Origin of the sequence: Streptomyces chartreusis, from assembly GCF_008704715.1 — a bacterium.
Lineage (GTDB): Bacteria > Actinomycetota > Actinomycetes > Streptomycetales > Streptomycetaceae > Streptomyces > Streptomyces chartreusis.
Genome location: NZ_CP023689.1, coordinates 5,789,002 through 5,808,997 on the forward strand (window position 1 = coordinate 5,789,002; position 19,996 = coordinate 5,808,997).

Annotated in this window: 17 protein-coding genes and 1 pseudogene; 11 read left to right on the forward strand and 7 right to left on the reverse strand. The window is 70.5% G+C overall.

Annotated elements, in window-relative coordinates; genetic code table 11:
- Positions 1-39: 39 nt before the first annotated feature.
- From CP983_RS25425 to CP983_RS25435, 3 genes are all read left to right on the forward strand, one after another.
- A complete protein-coding gene (locus CP983_RS25425; protein WP_150502022.1) occupies positions 40-1,884 on the forward strand; it encodes an outer membrane protein assembly factor BamB family protein in 1,845 nt (614 codons plus the stop codon).
- A gap of 73 nt (positions 1,885-1,957) precedes the next feature.
- Complete coding sequence (locus CP983_RS25430; protein ID WP_150502024.1) at positions 1,958-3,769, forward strand: outer membrane protein assembly factor BamB family protein; 1,812 nt, start codon at positions 1,958-1,960, stop codon at positions 3,767-3,769.
- A 304-nt stretch (positions 3,770-4,073) separates the two neighbouring features.
- The gene (locus tag CP983_RS25435) at positions 4,074-4,769 is read left to right on the forward strand and encodes a helix-turn-helix transcriptional regulator (RefSeq protein WP_030951055.1); all 696 of its coding nucleotides are present in this window, start codon (positions 4,074-4,076) and stop codon (positions 4,767-4,769) included.
- A 47-nt stretch (positions 4,770-4,816) separates the two neighbouring features.
- Here the strand turns inward: CP983_RS25435 and CP983_RS25440 are convergent, their stop codons facing one another.
- Positions 4,817-5,194 (reverse strand): hypothetical protein, encoded by a 378-nt coding sequence (locus CP983_RS25440; RefSeq protein ID WP_150502026.1) that lies wholly within the window; start codon positions 5,192-5,194, stop codon positions 4,817-4,819.
- A 20-nt stretch (positions 5,195-5,214) separates the two neighbouring features.
- Positions 5,215-6,891, reverse strand: a pseudogene (locus tag CP983_RS25445) (sodium:solute symporter family protein); the annotation flags it as partial.
- 247 nt (positions 6,892-7,138) lie between these two features.
- Here CP983_RS25445 and galT point away from each other — a divergent pair.
- From galT to galK, 3 genes are all read left to right on the forward strand, one after another.
- Complete coding sequence (galT, locus tag CP983_RS25450; RefSeq protein ID WP_150502028.1) at positions 7,139-8,200, forward strand: galactose-1-phosphate uridylyltransferase; 1,062 nt, start codon at positions 7,139-7,141, stop codon at positions 8,198-8,200.
- Positions 8,197-9,159 (forward strand): UDP-glucose 4-epimerase GalE, encoded by a 963-nt coding sequence (galE, locus tag CP983_RS25455; protein ID WP_150502030.1) that lies wholly within the window; start codon positions 8,197-8,199, stop codon positions 9,157-9,159. The genes galT and galE overlap by 4 nt, the downstream gene beginning before the upstream one ends.
- Before the next feature lie 101 nt (positions 9,160-9,260).
- Positions 9,261-10,424: a galactokinase gene (galK, locus tag CP983_RS25460; RefSeq protein ID WP_150502032.1), complete on the forward strand. Its 1,164-nt coding sequence runs from the start codon at positions 9,261-9,263 to the stop codon at positions 10,422-10,424.
- 106 nt (positions 10,425-10,530) lie between these two features.
- Here the strand turns inward: galK and CP983_RS25465 are convergent, their stop codons facing one another.
- Positions 10,531-11,433, reverse strand: coding sequence for a sulfotransferase family protein (locus tag CP983_RS25465; protein WP_150502034.1), 903 nt, complete (start codon positions 11,431-11,433; stop codon positions 10,531-10,533).
- A 41-nt stretch (positions 11,434-11,474) separates the two neighbouring features.
- On the reverse strand, positions 11,475-11,936 hold the full coding sequence (locus CP983_RS25470) for a GNAT family N-acetyltransferase (protein ID WP_107905832.1): 462 nt from the start codon (positions 11,934-11,936) through the stop codon (positions 11,475-11,477).
- Positions 11,937-12,206: 270 nt separating this feature from the next.
- Here CP983_RS25470 and CP983_RS25475 point away from each other — a divergent pair, with 270 nt between their 5' ends.
- Entirely contained in the window at positions 12,207-12,980 is a 774-nt protein-coding gene (locus CP983_RS25475) for a LuxR C-terminal-related transcriptional regulator (protein WP_150502036.1), read from the forward strand.
- Positions 12,981-13,164: 184 nt separating this feature from the next.
- Here the strand turns inward: CP983_RS25475 and tamR are convergent, their stop codons facing one another.
- Positions 13,165-13,662, reverse strand: a complete 498-nt coding sequence (gene tamR / locus CP983_RS25480; RefSeq protein ID WP_059196100.1) for a MarR family transcriptional regulator TamR — start codon at positions 13,660-13,662, stop codon at positions 13,165-13,167.
- Between the two features lie 95 nt (positions 13,663-13,757).
- Here tamR and CP983_RS25485 point away from each other — a divergent pair, with 95 nt between their 5' ends.
- From CP983_RS25485 to CP983_RS25495, 3 genes are all read left to right on the forward strand, one after another.
- On the forward strand, positions 13,758-14,567 hold the full coding sequence (locus tag CP983_RS25485) for a trans-aconitate 2-methyltransferase (RefSeq protein WP_150502038.1): 810 nt from the start codon (positions 13,758-13,760) through the stop codon (positions 14,565-14,567).
- On the forward strand, positions 14,567-14,935 hold the full coding sequence (locus CP983_RS25490) for a VOC family protein (RefSeq protein WP_150502040.1): 369 nt from the start codon (positions 14,567-14,569) through the stop codon (positions 14,933-14,935). Before CP983_RS25485 ends, CP983_RS25490 begins: the two co-directional genes overlap by 1 nt.
- 63 nt (positions 14,936-14,998) lie before the next feature.
- On the forward strand, positions 14,999-15,172 hold the full coding sequence (locus tag CP983_RS25495; RefSeq protein ID WP_093746303.1) for a CsbD family protein: 174 nt from the start codon (positions 14,999-15,001) through the stop codon (positions 15,170-15,172).
- A gap of 46 nt (positions 15,173-15,218) precedes the next feature.
- Here the strand turns inward: CP983_RS25495 and CP983_RS25500 are convergent, their stop codons facing one another.
- Complete coding sequence (locus CP983_RS25500; protein ID WP_030967668.1) at positions 15,219-15,896, reverse strand: TetR/AcrR family transcriptional regulator; 678 nt, start codon at positions 15,894-15,896, stop codon at positions 15,219-15,221.
- Complete coding sequence (locus tag CP983_RS25505; protein ID WP_125527957.1) at positions 15,893-16,903, reverse strand: acyl-CoA desaturase; 1,011 nt, start codon at positions 16,901-16,903, stop codon at positions 15,893-15,895. The genes CP983_RS25500 and CP983_RS25505 overlap by 4 nt, the downstream gene beginning before the upstream one ends.
- Before the next feature lie 308 nt (positions 16,904-17,211).
- Here CP983_RS25505 and ppc point away from each other — a divergent pair, with 308 nt between their 5' ends.
- Complete coding sequence (ppc, locus tag CP983_RS25510; protein ID WP_150502042.1) at positions 17,212-19,944, forward strand: phosphoenolpyruvate carboxylase; 2,733 nt, start codon at positions 17,212-17,214, stop codon at positions 19,942-19,944.
- Positions 19,945-19,996 lie beyond the last annotated feature (52 nt).

The following is a 19,996-nucleotide window of genomic DNA, read 5'->3' on the forward strand; positions in this document are numbered from 1 at the left end:
AGAACGTGGCACCACACCGGTCTCAAGGGGGAACCGCTCATGAGCCAGCCGCCCAACCAGCCGCCGCAGGGCGGTTTCGGCGCACCACAGGATCCGCGGCAGGGCGGCTTCGGAGCGCCGCAGCCCGGCCAGGAGGGCGCGCCGCAGACCCCGCCCCCGCCGCAGGGCGCCCCCCAGACACCCCCGCCGCCGCAGGGCCCGCCGCAGACGCCGCCGCCTCCGCAGACCCCGCCGTCCGGCGCCCCGCAGCCCGGCTACGGCTACCCGCAGCAGCCGGGCCAGCCCGCCCAGCCGGGCCCGTACCAGTCCGGCCCGTACGCCCAGCCCCCGCAGCAGCCGGGGCCGTACGGCTATCCGCAGCAGCCCGGCCCCTACGGCCAGCAGCCCGCCCCCGGTTACGGCTACCCGCCCCAGCCGCAGTACCCGGGCGCGCCCGGCACCCCGCCCGGCGGCTCGCGCAACCCCTTCAAGGGCAAGCCCGCCGTGGCCATCGGTGCCGCGGTCGCCGTCCTGCTCGTCGTCGGCGGCACCGTGTTCGCGGTGACCCGCGGCGGTGACGACAAGAAGGACGACAAGCCGGTCGCCCAGCAGAGCGACGACCCCAAGGGCTCCGACTCCCCGTCCGAGTCCGGCGACGGCGGCCGCGAGGGCGGCGACGACCCGGAGAACCTCAACGCGGGCCGCCAGGCGGGCGAGTCGAAGGTGCTCTGGTACAAGCCGGCGCCCGACGCGCCCAAGTCCGGCGCCGACGCCCCCGGCATGTGGATCACCGAGAAGACCGCGGTGAAGGCGGCGTACAAGCAGGTCTTCGGCTTCAACGTCGGCGACGGCGAGGACGCCTGGGACCCGATCACGTTCCCGGAGAAGATCTGCGCGGTCACCCCGCAGAAGTCGGCGAGCGACAAGGTCGTCGTCGCCTACATGAGCGGCAGCAGCGACCGCGCCAAGTGCAACCAGCTCCAGCAGATCGACCTGAACACCGGCGACAAGGGCTGGAAGGGCAGCGTCGCCGACGGCCAGCTCTTCGACAGCACCCTCGACGTCGAACTGTCCATCACCGGCAAGACGTTGCTGGTGGGCCGCTCGCAGTCGGGCACGGCCTACAACGTCGACAGCGGCAAGAAGATGTGGGACAAGACGCGGTTCGGGGACAAGTGCTTCCCCGACGCCTTCGCGGGCGGCGAGAAGATCATCGCCGTCGCGTCCTGCGCCGCCTCCAGCAGCAGCGAGCACGACGAGATGCAGGCGCTCGACCCCTCGACCGGCAAGGCGAAGTGGACCTTCGCCTATGAGAAGGGCTGGCGGATCGCGCGCATCTTCTCCCTCGACCCGCTGGTCGTCTACAGCACGGACGAGGACAAGAAGCAGGGGAACATCGCGGTCTTCGACTCGAACGGCAAGTTCCGCTCGCAGGTCGGCGTCAAGCTGGAGATCGGCGCCGAGTGCGGCTGGGCCATCCTCCAGCGTGACCTTCAGGGCTGCTCCGGCGTGGTCGCCGACGCGAACACGCTGTACATGCCGACCAAGGCGACCGCCAGCGCCAACGAGATCGTCGCCATCGACCTCGGCAACGGCAAGGAGAAGTGGCGGGTGAAGTCCCCCGCCGACGATTCGATGCTGCCGATCAAGGTCGAGAACGGCAAGCTCATCGCCTACGTCCAGGCGTCCTACGACGCGGGCGGCCAGGTCGTGGCGATCCCGATCTCCGGGAGCAGCCACCAGCCGGCGAAGCTGCTCCAGAACCCGGCGAGCGCCGCGGACATCGAGAACGGCTTCTTCTCCAAGGCCTACGACTGGGCCGACGGCCGCTTCTACCTCTCCAGCACCCGGCTGAGCGGTCAGGACGAGGCCAAGGAGAAGCTGATGCTCGCCTTCGGCAAGTGAGGCGCGCGCCGCTCACGCCCTCACGCCCGTGTCCGTCGCCCCCGCCGTCCCCCTCCCCTGAGGTACCCACGCCATGACCCAGCCGCCGCCTCCGCCGCCCAACCAGCCCCCGCAGGGCGGGTTCGGCCCGCCGCAGGACCAGCCGCCCCAGCAGCCGGGCGGCGGCTTCGGCGCACCCCAGCCGCCGCAGCAGCCCCAGCAGCCGCCCGCGCAGCCTCCGCAGGCACCGGGCCAGCCCGGCTACGGCTACCCCCAGCCTCCCCAGGCCACCCCGCCCGGGTACGGCTATCCCGCCCAGCAGCCCGCTCCGTACGGTCAGCCGCAGAACCCCTACGGCCAGCCCCAGAACCCGTACACCCAGGCGCCCGGCTACGGCTATCCGCAGCAGACCGTGCCGCTGCACCCCCAGCCCGGACAGCCCTCGGGCGGGGGCCGGTCCAGCTCGCAGCTGGCCGTGATCATCGCGGCCGCGGTCGTGGTGATCGCGCTGATCATCGGCGGTGGCGTCTGGTACGCCAAGTCCGGTGACCAGGGCGGCAAGGACGACACCGCCGGCTCCAGCGGCGGCACCGGCGGCGGGGGCGACGACTCGGGAGGCGGCGGCTTCGACGCCCCCGACGGCACCGAGAAGGTCCCCTCGAACACCGCGTCCTCGGTCCTCTTCCAGGTCCCGGCGCCCAATGTCGACGACGACACCAGCATCGTGGTGTCCGGCTCCTGGCTGACCGACAAGGCGTACGTCAAGAGCGGTGTCGCGGAGATCGTCGGCTACGACCCCGACAAGGGCTCCAAGCTGTGGTCGGTCAAGCTGCCCGGCCCGGTCTGCCAGGCCGCCAAGCACATCAGCGAGGACGGCGTGACGGCCGTCGCCTTCGAGCCCGCGATGCCGACCAAGGACAAGCCCTCGCACGGCTGCACCCAGGTCGCCGCGATCGACCTCGACACGGGCAAGAAGCTCTGGTCGAAGACCGCCCAGAACGAGGACGGGCTGATCCGCTACGACAACATCACCGTCAGCGGTGGCACGGTCGCGGCCGGCGGCACCAGCGGCGGCGCCGCCTTCGACCTGAAGACCGGCAAGTCGCTGTGGGTCCCGAAGGCCGACGACACCTGCTACGACCTCGGTTACGCGGGCGGCCCGAAGATGGTCGCGGTCCGCAAGTGCGGCTCCTACGACCAGCCCCAGCTGCACATCCAGACCATCGACCCGAAGACCGGGAAGGTGATCTCCGAGTACAAGATGGCCGAGGGCGTCGAGTACGCCAGCGTCATCTCCACCGACCCGCTCGTGGTGGCCGCCGAGGCCGGCCAGTCCGAGGACGCCATCGGCATCACGGACGCCTTCTCCATCGACAACAAGACCGGCAAGCTGCGCATCCGCATCTCCGTGCCGGGCGACCAGTACGCGGCCCGCTGCTCCGGCGTCACCACGATCGAGTCGTGCACGGGCATCGTGGTGGGCAACGACCGGCTCTACGTGGAGACCGAACAGCACGACGGCGGCGGCGAGTACGGCCAGACCAACGAGATCGTCGCCATCGACCTGGCCACCGGCAAGCAGACCGGCCAGCGCGCGGACGCCGGCGACCGGTACACGATCACGCCGCTGCGCATGGACGGCGGCAACGTGATCGCGTACAAGCGTCCCCCGTACGACAAGGGCGGGCAGATCGTCAGCATCGACGGCGGCAGCTTCAAGGAGACGAAGCTGCTGGAGAACCCGTCCGCCAGGCCGGTGCGGGACGTGGAGATGCGGATGTCTCCGGAGTACTCCGAGATCCTCTACGCCCAGGGGCACCTGTACATGTCCGCCAAGTTCGCCAGCGAGCTGGGCAGTTCGGACACCCGCAAGGCCCATGTGATCGCGTTCGGCGCGAGCGGCTGAGGTCGCCGCACCCGGTCGCACAGACGGCTCCGTCCCTGCTCGGGGGCGGGGCCGTTCGCGTACCGTCTCAACGCCCTCGAATGCGCGGAAAGCCAGAAAATCCGCCGTTCCGGGGCACTTCTCGCCGGTAGGGGGAGCGCAACGTCGAACAAGCGTGTAGCTTCCGGGGGCATGAAGGGCGGGGGAGCCGGGAGGGGGCTTCTGTCCGCGCGGACCAGTGGGCATCCATAGTGGGGCATCCGGACCGGCGCAGGCGGTCCTGGGTATTGATGGGGATCCATTGGGGGGACTGGGGGGTTGCTCGATGGGAGTTCGGCTCATGGTGGTCGACGACCACCGATTGCTGGCCGAGGCGCTGGCCTCGGCACTGAAGTTGAGGGGGCACCGGGTGCTGGCCGCGGCGGCGCCCGCCGCGGGGGCGGCGGATCTGGTGATCACGCGGGCGCCGGAGGTGTGCCTGCTGGGGACGGCGACGCCCGCGGAGCCGGGGATGTTCGACCCGGTCGCGAAGATCAAGCGGGAACGCCCGCAGGTGGCGGTGCTGGTGCTCGGCCCGGTGCCGAGCCCGCGCGGCATAGCGGCGGCGTTCGCGGCCGGGGCCTCCGGCTATGTCCGGCACGACGAACGCATAGAGGGCGTCGAGCGGGCGATCATGAAGGCACGGGCCGGGGAGGCGGCGGTGGCGCCGCAGCTGCTCCAGGGCGCGTTCAGCGAACTGCTCAACCCCGCCGCGCAACCGGACGACGAGGGCCAGCGCCTGCTCCAGATGCTCACGCCCCGCGAGGTCGAGGTCCTGGTCAGGGTGGCCGACGGCGAGGACACCCGGCTGATCGCCGCCGGCATGGGCATCGCCCCCTCCACGGCCCGCACCCATGTCCAGCGCGTCCTGATGAAACTCGGCGTCGGCTCCCGCCTGGAGGCAGCGGCCCTCGCGGCCCGCACGGGCCTGCTGGACCGGGCGGGACCGGTGCCGCAGCCGGAGACACAGGGGGAGCCGTAGCGCCGGTGGTTGCCGGGAGTACGCCGAGGTGCCGGGAGTACTAGGAGTCAGCCCTTCGGCTCGGTCCCCGGTTCCTCCCCCGGTTCCTCCCCCGGTTCCTCCCCCGGCTCCACATCGGGCGGCGGCGGTGCCGTGGGCCGCAGCTTCAGCCAGGCCAGGAAGAAGATGCCCAGGAGCAGCATCCCCAGCCCGGTCCAGAGGTTGATGTTGACGCCCTCGGCCTTGTCGATCGTGGCGTCGTCGTCGGTTAGCCCGGCGATCGTGACGATCACGCCATAGAGCACGAAGAGGCCGCCGATGATGCGCCGGATGTCGAAGAGCCGGGCGGCCGTCGCCGACTGCTCCTTCAGTTCGCTGACCTCGCGCTGGACGTCCTGCTCGGAGTACCCGGGGTGCCTGGGGTGTTCGGAGTGGTGGTCGGTCATGGTGTGTCGGTCCTCCGTCGTCAGAGCGAGAACGAGAACGGGATGTAGCAGGCGGCCGCCAGCACGATCGCGCCCCAGCCCAGCAACGCCGGCCTGCGGTACCACGCGTCGTCGCCCGCGGCCGGAGGCTCGGCCATCCCGGGGGAGCGGGTGCCGTAGACCAGGCCCTGGAGTTCGTCCGCCGGCTTGGGAGCGGTGAACAGGGAGACGGCGACCATGACGACCGCGCCGGCCACGAACCCCGCGATCGCGGAGACGAAGTTGGCGCCCTGGTCGGTGGGGATCGAGATGATGTCCTGCTTGTAGAGGACGAAGTAGTTCACCATCGCCGCCGTCGTGCCGGCCAGCAGACCCCAGAAGCCCGACTTCATCGACGCCCGCTTCCAGAACATGCCGACGATGAAGACCACGAACATCGGCACGTTGAAGAAGGAGAACAGGGTCTGGAGGTAGCTCATGATGTTCGAGAACGACGAGGCCAGGAACGCCGTGCCGATGGAGGCCATGACTCCGATCGCCGTGATCAGCCGGCCGAAGCGCACGTAGTAGGCGTCCTCGCGGTCCGTCACCACGTACTTCGCCCAGATGTCCGTGGTGAACACCGTGTTGAAGGACGACACGTTGGCCGCCATGCCCGCCATGAACGCGGCCAGCAGACCGGTCACCGCGATGCCCAGTACGCCGTTGGGCAGCAGCCCCTCCATCAGATAGGGGATGGCGTCGTTGTACTGGTAGCCCGACTTCTCCGTGCCGAAGCCGGGGACCAGGGCCGCGGCCGCAAGGCCCGGGATCATCACCAGGAACACGATGAAGATCTTCGGGAACGCGGCGATCAGCGGGGTGCGCTGGGCCGCCGAGAGGTTCTTCGCGGACAGTGCCCGCTGGACCTCCGCGAAGTTCGTCGTCCAGTAGCCGAACGACAGCACGAAGCCGAGGCCCAGGACGATGGTGAGCCAGTTCGCGCCCAGCGGGTTCGCCTCGCCGATGCCGGTGCCGCCCCAGGCGGTGACGAAGTTGTCGCCGTGGGCCTGGGTCAGCTTGTCGGTCAGGCCGTCCCAGCCGCCGACCTTCTTCAGCGCCAGCACGGTGATCGGGATCAGCGCCGCCAGGATCACGAAGAACTGGAGTACCTCGTTGTAGATCGCGGAGGACAGGCCGCCGAGGGTGATGTACGCGAGGACGAAGAAGCCGGCGACCACGATGGCCACCCACTGCGGCCAGCCCAGCAGGGCCTCGACCACGATCGCCAGGGCGTACAGGTTCACTCCGGCGATCAGGATCGCGGCGAAGGCGAACAGGATCGAACTGAGCAGGTGTGCCCATTTGTCGAAGCGCAGGAGCAGGAACTCGGGGACCGAGCGGACCTTGCTGCCGTAGTAGAAGGGCATCATCACCAGGCCGAGGAACACCATGGCCGGGATGGCGCCGATCCAGTACCAGTGCACGGTGTAGGCGCCGTACTGGGCACTGTTGGCGGCCATGCCGAGGATCTCGGTGGCGGCGAGGTTGGCGGAGATGAACGCCAGGCCGGTGACCCAGGCGGGCAGGGAGCGCCCCGAGAGGAAGAAGTCGAGGGTGGTCTTCACCGAGCGGCGGGCCGCGAAGCCGATGCCGAGCACCACCACGAAGTAGATGCCGAGCAGCGTGTAGTCGAGCCAGTTGGTGGGGAGCCGTAGCTCGGCTGCGAGGTAGGTGGGGGAGGTGGGGGAGGTGGGGAGGTGGGGGAGGTGGGGGAAATTGTGGGGGTTTGCATGTGTACTCGCTTCGTCTCGCGAATCGATACAGAGCGGAACCTACGCCCCTGTGTTCAGTAATTGAACACATCCGGTGATGCTCTTTGTTTGATTGTGATGTTGACGCAGGTGGTGAGTTGTGTTTCGCTGTGTTTAGTTCTGTTTGATGAAGTCTCGGAAGACCCCTGAGCGGCTCGAAATGGAGTCCGGCGTGAAGAAGACCTCGACCCGACTGGCCGACGGTCGTGAGCTCATCTACTACGACCTGCGTGACGACACCGTGCGGGACGCGGTCGACCGCCGCCCTCTGGAGCGGACCGTCACCTCGTCCGAGGTCCGTCATGACGTGCTGCTCGGCGACGAGGTCGCCATCGCCTCGCACCGGCAGGGGCGCACGTACCACCCGCCGGCCGACCAGTGCCCGCTGTGCCCCTCCGAGGGCGACCGGCTGAGCGAGATCCCGGACTCGTCGTACGACGTCGTGGTCTTCGAGAACCGCTTCCCCTCGCTGGCCGGCGACTCCGGGCGCTGCGAGGTCGTCTGCTTCACCTCCGACCACAACGCGTCCTTCGCCGACCTGTCCGGGGAACAGGCGCGGCTGGTGCTGGAGGCGTGGACGGACCGCACGTCGGAGCTGTCCTCCCTCCCCTCCGTCCAGCAGGTGTTCTGCTTCGAGAACCGCGGCGCCGAGATCGGTGTCACCCTCGGCCACCCGCACGGGCAGATCTACGCCTACCCCTTCACCACCCCGCGCACCGCCCTGATGCTGCGGTCGGCCGCCGCGCACAAGGAGGCGACCGGCGGGCAGAACCTCTTCGACGCCGTCCTGGAGCGTGAACTCGCCGACGAGCGGGTCGTCCTGGAGAGTGAACACTGGCTGGCCTTCGTGCCGTACGCCGCGCACTGGCCGTACGAGGTCCACCTGTACCCGAAGCGCCGGGTGCCCGACCTGCTCGCCCTCGACGAGGAGGCGCGCTCAGAGTTCCCCCAGGTTTATCTGGAACTCTTGAGGCGCTTCGACCGGATCTTCGGTGACAGTGAGCCTCCGACGCCGTACATCGCCGCCTGGCATCAGGCGCCGTTCGGCCAGCTGGAGGACTTCGAGGGTGTCGTGCGGGAGGATTTCGCGCTTCACCTCGAGCTTTTCACCATCCGCCGCACTTCCGGCAAGCTGAAGTTTCTCGCGGGTTCCGAGTCCGGCATGAACGTGTTCATCAACGACGTGCCGCCGGAGCGCGCGGCTGAGCGACTGCGAGAGGTAGCGAGTAGATGAGTGGGAAGTTTCTGGTCACCGGTGGTGCCGGCTACGTCGGCAGCGTGGTCGCGCAGCACCTCATCGAGGCCGGGGAGGAGGTCGTCGTCCTCGACAACCTCTCCACCGGCTTCCGCGAGGGTGTGCCGTCCGGGGCGTCCTTCATCGAGGGCGACATCCGCGACGCCGCCAAGTGGCTGGACGCCTCCTTCGACGCGGTGCTGCACTTCGCCGCGTTCTCGCAGGTCGGCGAGTCGGTCGTGAAGCCCGAGAAGTACTGGGACAACAACGTCGCCGGCACCATGGCGCTGCTCGGCGCCATGCGCGAGGCGGGCGTGCGCAAGCTCGTCTTCTCCTCCACGGCCGCCACCTACGGCGAGCCGGCCGAGGTGCCGATCGTCGAGTCCGCGCCGACGCGGCCCACCAACCCCTACGGCGCCTCCAAGCTCGCCGTCGACCACATGATCACCGGCGAGGCGGCGGCCCACGGCCTCGGTGCCGTGTCCCTCAGGTACTTCAACGTCGCGGGTGCCTACGGCGCCTACGGCGAGCGCCACGACCCCGAGTCGCACCTGATCCCGCTGGTCCTCCAGGTCGCCCAGGGCCGGCGCGAGGCGATCTCCGTCTTCGGCGAGGACTACCCGACGCCGGACGGCACCTGTGTGCGCGACTACATCCACGTCGCCGACCTGGCCGAGGCCCACCTGCTGGCCGTCAAGGCAGCCACCCCGGGCGAGCACCTCATCTGCAACCTCGGCAACGGCAACGGCTTCTCCGTCCGCCAGGTCATCGAGACCGTCCGGCAGGTCACCGGGCACCCGATCCCCGAGGTCGTGGCCCCGCGCCGGGGCGGCGACCCGGCGGTCCTGGTCGCCTCCGCCGACACCGCCCGCGAGCGGCTCGGCTGGAACCCGTCCCGCGCGGACCTCGCGGGCATCGTCGCGGACGCGTGGGAGTTCGCGCAGCGAGACGCAGGTTAAGTTCTACGGCCGGTGCCGCCGGCCGTAGGTTCTCAGGTCGTGCGGCCGGTCAACTCACCGGCCGCTTCGGCCGGTTCAGCACGGAAGGTCAGGGGCAGGGGATGAACGTCGACACGGCAGCCGCGGTCGCCGAGCGGTTCGAGGAGCTGTACGGGGCCGAGCCGGAAGGGGTGTGGGCCGCGCCGGGCCGGGTCAACCTGATCGGCGAGCACACCGACTACAACGACGGCTTCGTCATGCCGTTCGCGCTGCCGCACACCGCGGTCGCGGCTGTCTCGCGGCGCACCGACGGCGTGCTGCGGCTGCACTCGCAGGACGTCGAGCGCGGTGTCGTCGAACTGCGCGTCGACGACCTCGAACCCGAGTCGGACCGCGACTGGACGGCGTACCCGTCGGGCGTGGTGTGGGCGCTGCGCCAGGCCGGCCACGCGATCACCGGCGCCGACATCCACCTCGCCTCGACGGTCCCGGCCGGCGCGGGCCTGTCCTCGTCGGCGGCCCTGGAGGTCGTCGTGGCGCTCGCCCTGAACGACCTGTACGACCTGGGCCAGAAGGGCTGGCAGCTGGCCCGGCTGTGCCAGCGCGCGGAGAACGTGTACGTCGGCGCCCCGGTCGGGATCATGGACCAGACGGCGTCCGCGTGCTGCGAGCCGGGCCACGCGCTGTTCCTCGACACCCGCGACCTCTCCCAGAAGCAGATCCCCTTCGACCTGGCTGCCGAGGGCATGCGGCTGCTGGTCGTCGACACCCGGGTCAAGCACTCGCACAGCGAGGGCGAGTACGGCAAGCGCCGCGCGGGCTGCGAGAAGGGCGCCGCGCTGCTGGGCGTGGACGCGCTCCGCGACATCGCCTACGACGACCTGGCCGCGGCCCTCGACCGGCTCGGCGACGAGGAGGAGGTACGCCGTCTGGTGCGCCACGTCGTCACCGAGGACCAGCGTGTCGAGCGGGTCGTGGCCCTGCTGGAGTCGGGTGAGACGCGGGCGATCGGACCGGTCCTGACCGAGGGGCACGCCTCCCTGCGGGACGACTTCCGCATCTCCTGCCCGGAGCTGGACCTGGTCGTGGACACGGCCCTGGCGAGCGGCGCCCTGGGCGCGCGCATGACGGGCGGCGGCTTCGGCGGCTCGGCGATCGTGCTGGCCGAGGCGGCGGACGTGGAGACCGTCACCAAGGCGGTCGAGGAGGCCTTCGCCACGGCCGGGTTCACGGCACCGAGAGTCTTCGAGGCGGTACCGGCGGCGGGGGCACGACGCGTGAGCTGACGCTCCGCTGGGGGAGCCGCGTCAGGTTGCCCGTCGTGCGCGGCTCCGTTGTGGCCGGTCGCGCAGTTCCCCGCGCCCCTTTGGGGGCGCGGCCGTACCGCAGGGGCTAGAGGTACCCCCACTCGCGGCACATCCGCCGCAGCGCGTCCGGGATCTCGTCCGGCGTCGGCGCCGGACGGTCCGGTTGTACGCGGCCCGAGCGGATCTTGTCGTTCCAGTCCCCGAAGCCGCCGCCCAGCACGGCGCCCTCCAGGCTGCTGCCGTAGTCGAGCATGCCGGGCTCGTACTCCAGCCCCAGGAAGCGGCAGATGCCGTCGAGCGCGGCGGCGGGGCCGGCGGTGAGGTCCTCGTAGCGCAGGACGTGCCCGCCGGCCTCGGCGTACGCCTCCTCCATGGCCTCCATGTACTTCAGTACGCGGGTCGCCGCGTCGTCGGCGGTGCGGTCGGGGACCGCCTCGTGCCAGGACCGGGCCACCGCGGCCGGATGCCGGCGCAGGAAGACGAAGCGGGCGTCGGGCCAGGTCGCGGCGATGCGCCGCCAGGCGAAGGCGTTGCCCGGGGTCTTCTCGACGATGAACGACTTGCCGGACTTCACCAGTTCCCGGTGCAGTGTGCGGTCCCACAGCAGGGCTTCGAGGTCCTCGTACCCGAGCCCGAGCGCGCGCATGGACTTCTCCGTAGGGCTGTGCGTCCTGAAGTAGACCTCCAGACCGGTCAGATGCAGCTCGTGCGCGGCGTGCAGCCCGGAATGCGCGCCCAGCATCATCCGCAGCAGCGTCGATCCGGAGCGCACCGAGGTCAGGATGAACACCGGCCGCTTCAGCAGCCGGTCCACGGCCGGATCCACGGGCCGGTGCGGGGCCTCGGGCCCGGGCCGCTCCGGACGCGGGCCGCGCGGCTTCGGTATCGCGTCGAGGCTGCCCGGCGCCGGCTGCCGGACCGGCACCTTGCGCACCTGGTACCCGGTCGTCGCGCCGATCTTCGAGTTCAGCTTCCGCAGCATGCTCATGGGGCGGAGGGTAAGGGACGGGTCTGAGACAACCCTGAGACTCAGCGCGGGCCCAGATGTTTGGTCAGCGTGTACTCCGTGATGCCCGGTGGATAGTCCGGGATCACGCAGACCACCTCGTACCCCTGTTTCTTGTAGAAGTCCGGGGCCTGGAAGTCCCAGGTCTCCACGCGTGCCTCGGTGCAGCCCCGCTCGGAGCGGGCGGTGACCTCCGCGTGTGCGAGCAGTTGCGAACCAAGGCCGGTCCCGCGGGCGCTCTCGTCGACCCAGAGATACGTGACGTGGAGCCAACTGGTCCAGGTGTGGCCGACCAGACCGCCGGCCAGGGCGCCGGAGTCGTCCAATGCCCACACCTGGAGCGGAAGTTCACGTTCACCTGGGGTTCCGCGCAGTGCGCGCAGGACCGGGGAGGCCGCGGTATTGGCGTCCCGCAGCCGCCGGCGAAGAAGATCGTGCCGAGATTTGTCGACTTCTGTCTCCAGACGAAACATGCGGCTCACCATAAACGCGTCGGCCAACCAGTTCTGCAAATTACCTTCCGCTCCTGCCCCCCGGCCGTACCCTGATGAACAGCACCGGTGGGGGCCGGTGCTGATCAGGGGGCGAGACAGGTCGGGTTCGACGCCCGAAGTGGGGGTAGCTGTTTCTGCACGGCGGCGGCCGTGCGCCAGCCGCGCTTCGGACGTCGTTCCCGCGACGGTGTTCGTCTCCCGGTGTCGTCCTTTGACGATGGGGTATCCCCTGCTCTTCGAGAGCTTGGGGAAGGGGGTTTCGTGGTTCGCATCCGAGTTCTGGTCGTCGACGACCATCGCATCTTCGCCGAGTCGCTCGCCGCCGCCCTGGCCGCCGAGCCCGACGTCGACGTCTCCGCCGCGGGCAGCGGTCCGGCGGCACTGCGCAGCCTGGAGCGCGCGGCCGCCGAGGGGCGCCGGTTCGATGTCCTGCTCGTCGACGCCGACCTGGGTGGCAACGTGCCCGGTGTCCGGCCCGCCGTGCCCGTGCAGGAGGTGGGCGAGGACGGGCTCGTGGACGGCATCTCGCTGGTCGCCGGGGTCCGCTCCGCGCAGCCGGCGGTACGGACCGTCGTCCTCGCCGAGAAGGACGACCCGCGCCGGGCCGCGCTCGCGCTCCAGGCCGGTGCGTCGGGCTGGGTGGCCAAGGACTGCTCACTGTCCCGACTGCTCACCGTCATCCGAGGGGTGCTGCGCGACGAGACGCATCTGCCGCCGGCCCTGCTCACCGGCGTACTGCGGGAACTGACCGCCGCCCGCAAGCACCGCACCGAGAGCGAGCGGCTGGTGGAGTCCCTGACGCCGCGGGAGCGCGAAGTACTGCGGTGCATGGTGGCGGGCCTGGGGCGCAAGGCTGTCGCCGAGCGCCTGTACCTCTCCCCGCACACCGTCCGCACCCACATGCAGAACGTCCTCGGCAAACTCGGCGTCCACTCGACCCTGGCCGCGGTCGCACTCGCACGCCGTGCGGGGGTGGGCCCGGTGGACCTGGGCGCGACGGGCCGAATCATCCCGGAGGAAAGCAGCAGCGCCTGACGGACGCACCCGAGCCGCACCCCCAAGGCACGGGGGCTGTGCCGACAGCCCTGACCGGCACCGCTGAGCCGCACCCCCAGGGGGCGCGGGGCTGTGTCTATTTGCGGCTACCGCCGCGTGGGCGCGACCGGCCACGATGGCGCTGCATCCGCACTACGTCCTATCGCGGCATCCCGCGGAGCGCCTAGCCCGGGATGTTGTCGAACGGTGCCGTCAACTGGCGCAGCAACCCGGCCAGTTCACCCCGCTGTGCCCGCGAGAGCTCCGCGAGGATCGCCCGTTCCTGGTCCAGCAGCCCGGCAAGTGCCTGGTCGGCGCGGTCGCGTCCCTCGTCCGTGAGGCGGACGAGGACGCCACGCCGGTCGCTGGGGTCGGGCAGGCGCTCCACCAGGCCCTTCTTGGCCAGGCGGTCGATGCGGTTGGTCATCGTGCCCGAGGTGACCAGGGTCTGCGTCAGCAACTGCCCCGGCGAGAGCTGATACGGCGTTCCCGCGCGCCTCAGCGCGGTCAGCACGTCGAACTCCCAGGGTTCCAGGCTGTGCTCGGAGAAGGCCAGCCGGCGTGCCCGGTCCAGATGCCGGGCCAGTCTGCTGACCCGGCTGAGGACCTCGAGCGGTTCCACGTCGAGGTCAGGGCGCTCCCGGCGCCACGCTGCGACCAGCCGATCGACCTCGTCCTCCATGACGATCAGTGTAGTGGTTGTGTCGACGTGAAGTCTCTTGACGTCAAGATACTTATCGGGGCAGGCTGGAGAGCGAGTAGAGACAGGAGGCCCCCATGTCCACTGCCGCCACCCCCACCTGGGACCCCGCCCAGTACCTGCGCCACGCCGGCCACCGCGCCCGCCCCTTCGCCGACCTGCTGGCCCGCGTCCCCGACCTCCCCGCCGAGCGCCCCCGCATCGCCGACCTCGGCTGCGGCCCCGGCAATGTCACCGCCCTGCTCGCCGAACGCTGGCCCACCGCGCACATCACCGGCTACGACAACTCCGCCGAGATGCTCGACAAGGCCCACGTCGAGCACGAGGGCCCGACGGCCGGCGGCGGCCGCCTCGACTTCGCCCCGGCCGACGTACGGACCTGGACGACCGGGGAGCCGCACGACCTGATCATCAGCAACGCCACGCTCCAGTGGGTGCCGGGGCACACGGACCGGTTCGCGGACTGGATCACGGCCCTGCGGCCCGGCGGCACCTTCGCCTTCCAGGTCCCCGGCAACTTCGCCGCCCCGAGCCACCGCCTGATGCGCGACCTCGCCCCCCGCCACGGCCTCGCCGACGTCCTGCGCCACGACGACGCCGTGCTCGACCCGGGCGACTACCTGGCCCGGCTGGCCGACCTTGGCTGCACGGCGGACGTGTGGGAGACGACGTACGTCCACCTCCTGACCGGCGAGGACCCGGTGCTGGACTGGGTGAAGGGCACGGGCCTGCGGCCGGTCCTCACCGCGCTCGCCGACGACCCCGAGCGGCGCGAGGCGTTCCTGGACGAGTACCGGACCGCCCTGCGCGAGGCCTATCCCGCCGGCGCGCACGGCACCCCGTTCCCGTTCCGCCGGATCTTCGCCGTGGCCCGCAGGGAGGAGTGATGATCACCGCCGTCGACCATGTGCAGCTCGCGGCCCCGCCCGGCTCCGAGGAGCGGCTGCGGACGTACTACGTGGGCGTCCTCGGCATGACCGAGATCCCCAAGCCACCCGTGCTCGCGGCCCGCGGCGGCTGCTGGTTCCAGGCCGGCGGCGTGCAACTGCACCTCGGCATCGAGAAGGACTTCCGACCGGCGGACAAGGCGCACCCCGGGCTGCGGGTCGCCGGGATCGAGCGGTACGGCGCCCGGCTCCGGGCGCAGGGGGCGCGCGTGGAGTGGGACGAGAACCTCCCGGGACACCGGCGCTTCTACTCGCGGGACCCGGTGGGCAACCGGCTGGAGTTCCTGGAGCCACTGACCGCTGTTTGAGCGGCGCCGCGCAGGGTCACCCGCTGGGGGACAGTGAAGTCGACCCTTGCGGGAGTGAGCAGGATGGCGAAGGAAGAGAAGGCCAGGGCCGCGAAGGAGCAGGCCAAGGGCAAGGCCAAGGAGGCCGTGGGCCGGGTCGTCGGCAACGAGCGCATGACCGCCGAGGGCAAGGCCGACCAGATGAAGGGCGACGCGCGTCAGGCGAAGGAGAAGGGCAAGGACACCTTCAAGCACTGAGGGCGCCGGCCGGGCACTGAGGGCACGGGCACCGGCGGCCGGGGCGTCAGCTCTTGCGGCGCCCTATCAGGTGGGGCTTCGCCTCCAGGCCGTCCAGCCCGTGCCAGGCCAGATTCACCAGATGGGCCGCCACCTCCGCCTTCTTCGGGCGGCGCACGTCCAGCCACCACTGGCCGGTCAGGGCGACCATGCCGACCAGGGCCTGCGCGTACAGGGGGGCCAGCTTGGGGTCGAAGCCGCGGCTCTTGAACTCGCGGCCCAGGATGTCCTCCACCTGGGTGGCGATGTCCGAGATCAGCGAGGCGAAGGACCCCGTCGACTGGGGGATGGGCGAGTCACGGACCAGGATGCGGAAGCCGTCCGTGTACTCCTCGATGTAGTCCAGGAGGGCGAAGGCGGCCTGCTCGCACAGTTCCCGCGGGTGGCCCGCCGTCAGGCTGCTGGTGACCATGTCCAGCAGCCGGCGCATCTCGCGGTCCACCACGACGGCGTACAGCCCCTCCTTGCCGCCGAAGTGTTCGTACACCACCGGCTTGGAGACGCCCGCCTTCGCGGCGATCTCCTCCACCGACGTGCCCTCGAAGCCCTTCGCGGCGAACAGGGTGCGACCGATCTCCAGCAGCTGCTGGCGGCGCTCCGCCCCGGTCATCCGGGTACGGCGCGCCCGCCGGGGCTTCTCGTTGCTGGGGGTGCTGCTGGAGTCGGTCGCCACGGCGTCAATCATGCCGCCTCTACGGGTTCCTTCCGGCGCCGGGAGCCGCCTTCCTCGGTGTTCCGGCGCGAATCGATACGCGAGCGTGACGGCCAGCGCACGTCGTAGGCCCAGCCGAGCATCTCGCACCAGCGGATGATCCGCGCCGAGGAGTCGATCTGGCCGCGCTCCACACCGTGCCGCGCGGACGTCGGGTCGGCGTGGTGCAGGTTGTGCCAGGACTCGCCGCACGACAGGACCGCCAGCCACCACACGTTGCCCGAACGGTCACGCGACTTGAACGGCCGCTTGCCCACCGCGTGGCAGATCGAGTTGATCGACCACGTCACGTGGTGCAGCAGGGCCACCCGGACGAGGGAGCCCCAGAAGAAGCCGGTGAAGGCGCCCCACCAGGACATCGTCACCAGACCGCCGATCATCGCGGGCAGGGCCAGTGACAGCACCGTCCACCAGATGAACTGGCGGGAGATCGTGCGGATCGCGCGGTCCTTGATCAGATCCGGCGCGTACTTGTCCTGCGGGGTGCGCTCCTCGTCGAACATCCAGCCGATGTGCGCCCACCACAAGCCCTTCATCAGGGCCGGGACGGTCTCGCCGTAACGCCACGGCGAGTGCGGGTCACCCTCCGCGTCGGAGAACTTGTGGTGCTTGCGGTGGTCCGCGACCCAGCGGACCAGCGGGCCCTCCACCGCCATCGAGCCCGCGACGGCGAGCGCGATGCGCAGCGGACGCTTCGCCTTGAACGAGCCGTGGGTGAAGTAGCGGTGGTAGCCGATGGTTACGCCGTGGCAGGCGAGGAAGTAGAAGAAGACCAGCAGACCGAGGTCCAGCCAGCTCACCCCCCAGCCCCAGGCCAGTGGCACCGCGGCGCCGAGCGCCAAGAACGGGACGACGATGAAGAGGAGGAGCGCGAACTGTTCGAGCGACCCCTTCTTCTCGCCGCCGAGCGTGGCAGAGGTCGTCGAGGTGTCGTCGTTCGCCTTCGGGGCGTCTTCGATCACATCGGAGCTCGTGGTCATGGGGCGTCCCCTGTGGGGTCGAGGGTTTTGGCAGGTGCCGGGGTTGCCGGAACCATTCCCGGGTTTCGTTACGACGGTGCCTACGGTTCCGTAACCTACGGCGACGTAAGTATGGCAGTGCGTTGCCCGGCGGCAAGAGCCCGAGAGTCTGCGCGTCCGCATGGACACCTATCCTTGGTGTCGGTCGGACAGCGCGGTCCGCTCTGATTTCTTCCCGGATGTCAGGAGCCGTATGCGGCACCCGCCGCGCGGCACCTGCGACCGGGTTCCCTCCCGGACGAGCTTCAACACTGCAAGGAGCCGCACCTGTGAGCAGTGCCGACGACCAGACCACGACGACCGGCAGTGAGCTGCGTGCCGACATCCGCCGACTGGGTGACCTACTGGGCGAGACGCTCGTCCGCCAGGAGGGCCCTGAGCTGCTCGAACTCGTCGAGAAGGTCCGCCGTCTCACCCGCGAGGACGGCGAAGCAGCCGCCGAGCTGCTGAGGGGCACCGAGCTGGACACCGCGGCCAAGCTGGTCCGCGCGTTCTCCACCTACTTCCACCTGGCCAATGTCACCGAGCAGGTGCACCGTGGCCGTGAGCTGCGCGCCCGGCGCGCCGCCGAGGGCGGCCTCCTCGCCCGTACGGCCGACCGGCTGAAGGACGCCGACCCCGAGCACATGCGCCAGACGGTCGAGCATCTCAACGTCCGCCCGGTCTTCACCGCGCACCCCACCGAGGCCGCCCGCCGCTCGGTCCTCAACAAGCTGCGCCGGATCGCCGCGCTTCTGGAGGCCCCGGTCCTCGAAGGGGACCGCCGCCGGCACGACACCCGACTGGCCGAGAACATCGACCTCGTATGGCAGACCGACGAGCTGCGTGTCGTACGCCCGGAGCCCGCCGACGAGGCCCGTAACGCCATCTACTACCTCGACGAGCTGCACGCCGGCGCCGTCGGCGACGTCCTCGAGGACCTGACCGCGGAACTGGAGCGCGTCGGCTACAAGCTCCCCGACGCCACCCGCCCGCTCACCTTCGGCACCTGGATCGGCGGCGACCGCGACGGCAACCCCAACGTCACCCCCCAGGTGACCTGGGACGTCCTCATCCTCCAGCACGAGCACGGCATCAACGACGCCCTGGAGATGATCGACGAGCTGCGCGGCTTCCTGTCGAACTCCATCCGCTACACCGGCGCCACCGAGGAGCTCCTGGAGTCCCTCAAGGCCGACCTCGACGCCCTCCCCGAGATCAGCCCCCGCTACAAGCGCCTCAACGCCGAGGAGCCCTACCGGCTCAAGGCCACCTGCATCCGGCAGAAGCTGGAGAACACCAAGACGCGGCTGGCCAGGAACATCCCGCACGAGGCCGGCCGTGACTACCTCGGCACCGGCGAGCTGCTGCAGGACCTGACGCTGGTCCAGAACTCGCTGCGCGCGCACCGCGGCGGTCTGTTCGCCGACGGCCGGATGAACCGCACCATCCGCACGCTGTCCGCGTTCGGCCTCCAGCTCGCCACCATGGACGTCCGTGAGCACGCCGACGCCCACCACCACGCCCTCGGCCAGCTCTTCGACCGGCTCGGCGAGGAGTCGTGGCGCTACGCCGACATGCCCCGCGAGTACCGCGCCAAGCTGCTCGCCAAGGAGCTGCGCTCCCGCCGGCCCCTCGCGCCCACCCCGGCGCCGGTCGACGCGGCCGGCGAGAAGACCCTCGGCGTGTTCGAGACGATCAAGCGGGCGCTGAAGGTCTTCGGGCCCGAGGTCATCGAGTCGTACATCATCTCGATGTGCCAGGGCGCCGACGACGTCTTCGCCGCGTCCGTGCTCGCCCGCGAGGCCGGCCTGATCGACCTGCACGCCGGCTGGGCCAAGATCGGCATCGTGCCGCTGCTGGAGACCACCGACGAGCTGAAGGCCGCCGACACGATCCTGGAGGACATGCTCTCCGACCCGTCGTACCGGCGCCTGGTCGCGCTGCGCGGCGACGTCCAGGAGGTCATGCTCGGCTACTCCGACTCCTCGAAGTTCGGCGGCATCACCACCAGCCAGTGGGAGATCCACCGCGCCCAGCGCCGGCTGCGCGACGTCGCCCACCGCTACGGCGTCCGGCTGCGTCTCTTCCACGGCCGCGGCGGCACCGTCGGCCGTGGCGGCGGCCCCTCGCACGACGCGATCCTCTCCCAGCCCTGGGGCACCCTGGAGGGCGAGATCAAGGTCACCGAGCAGGGCGAGGTCATCTCCGACAAGTACCTCGTGCCGTCGCTGGCCAGGGAGAACCTGGAGCTGACCGTCGCGGCCACGCTCCAGGCGTCCGCCCTGCACACCGCCCCGCGCCAGTCCGTCGAGTCGCTGGCCCGCTGGGACGCGGCGATGGACGTCGTCTCCGACGCCGCGCACGCCGCGTACCGCGCGTTCGTCGAGGACCCGGACCTGCCGACGTACTTCCTCGCGTCGACGCCGGTGGACCAGCTCGCCGACCTGCACCTCGGCTCGCGGCCCTCCCGCCGCCCCGGCTCGGGCGTCTCCCTCGACGGCCTGCGCGCCATCCCGTGGGTGTTCGGGTGGACCCAGTCCCGGCAGATCGTCCCCGGCTGGTTCGGCGTCGGCTCCGGCCTGAAGGCGCTGCGCGAGGCGGGCCTGGACACCGTGCTCGACGAGATGCACGAGCAGTGGCACTTCTTCCGGAACTTCATCTCCAACGTCGAGATGACTCTGGCCAAGACCGACCTGCGCATCGCCTCGCACTACGTGGACACCCTCGTCCCCGACGAGCTCAAGCACGTCTTCGACACCATCCGCGCCGAGCACGAGCTGACCGTCAGCGAGGTGCTGAAGGTGACCGGCGAGGCCGAACTCCTCGACGCCACCCCGGTCCTGAAGCAGACGTTCGGCATCCGCGACGCCTACCTCGACCCGATCTCCTACCTCCAGGTCGCCCTGCTCAAGCGGCAGCGCGACGCGGCCGCGAGCGGCGCCGAGCCCGACCCGCTGCTCTCCCGCGCCCTGCTCCTCACGGTCAACGGCGTGGCGGCCGGCCTGCGCAACACCGGCTGACCGCACGGCACACGACGGTGCCCCCGTGCTCGCTGCGAGCACGGGGGCACCG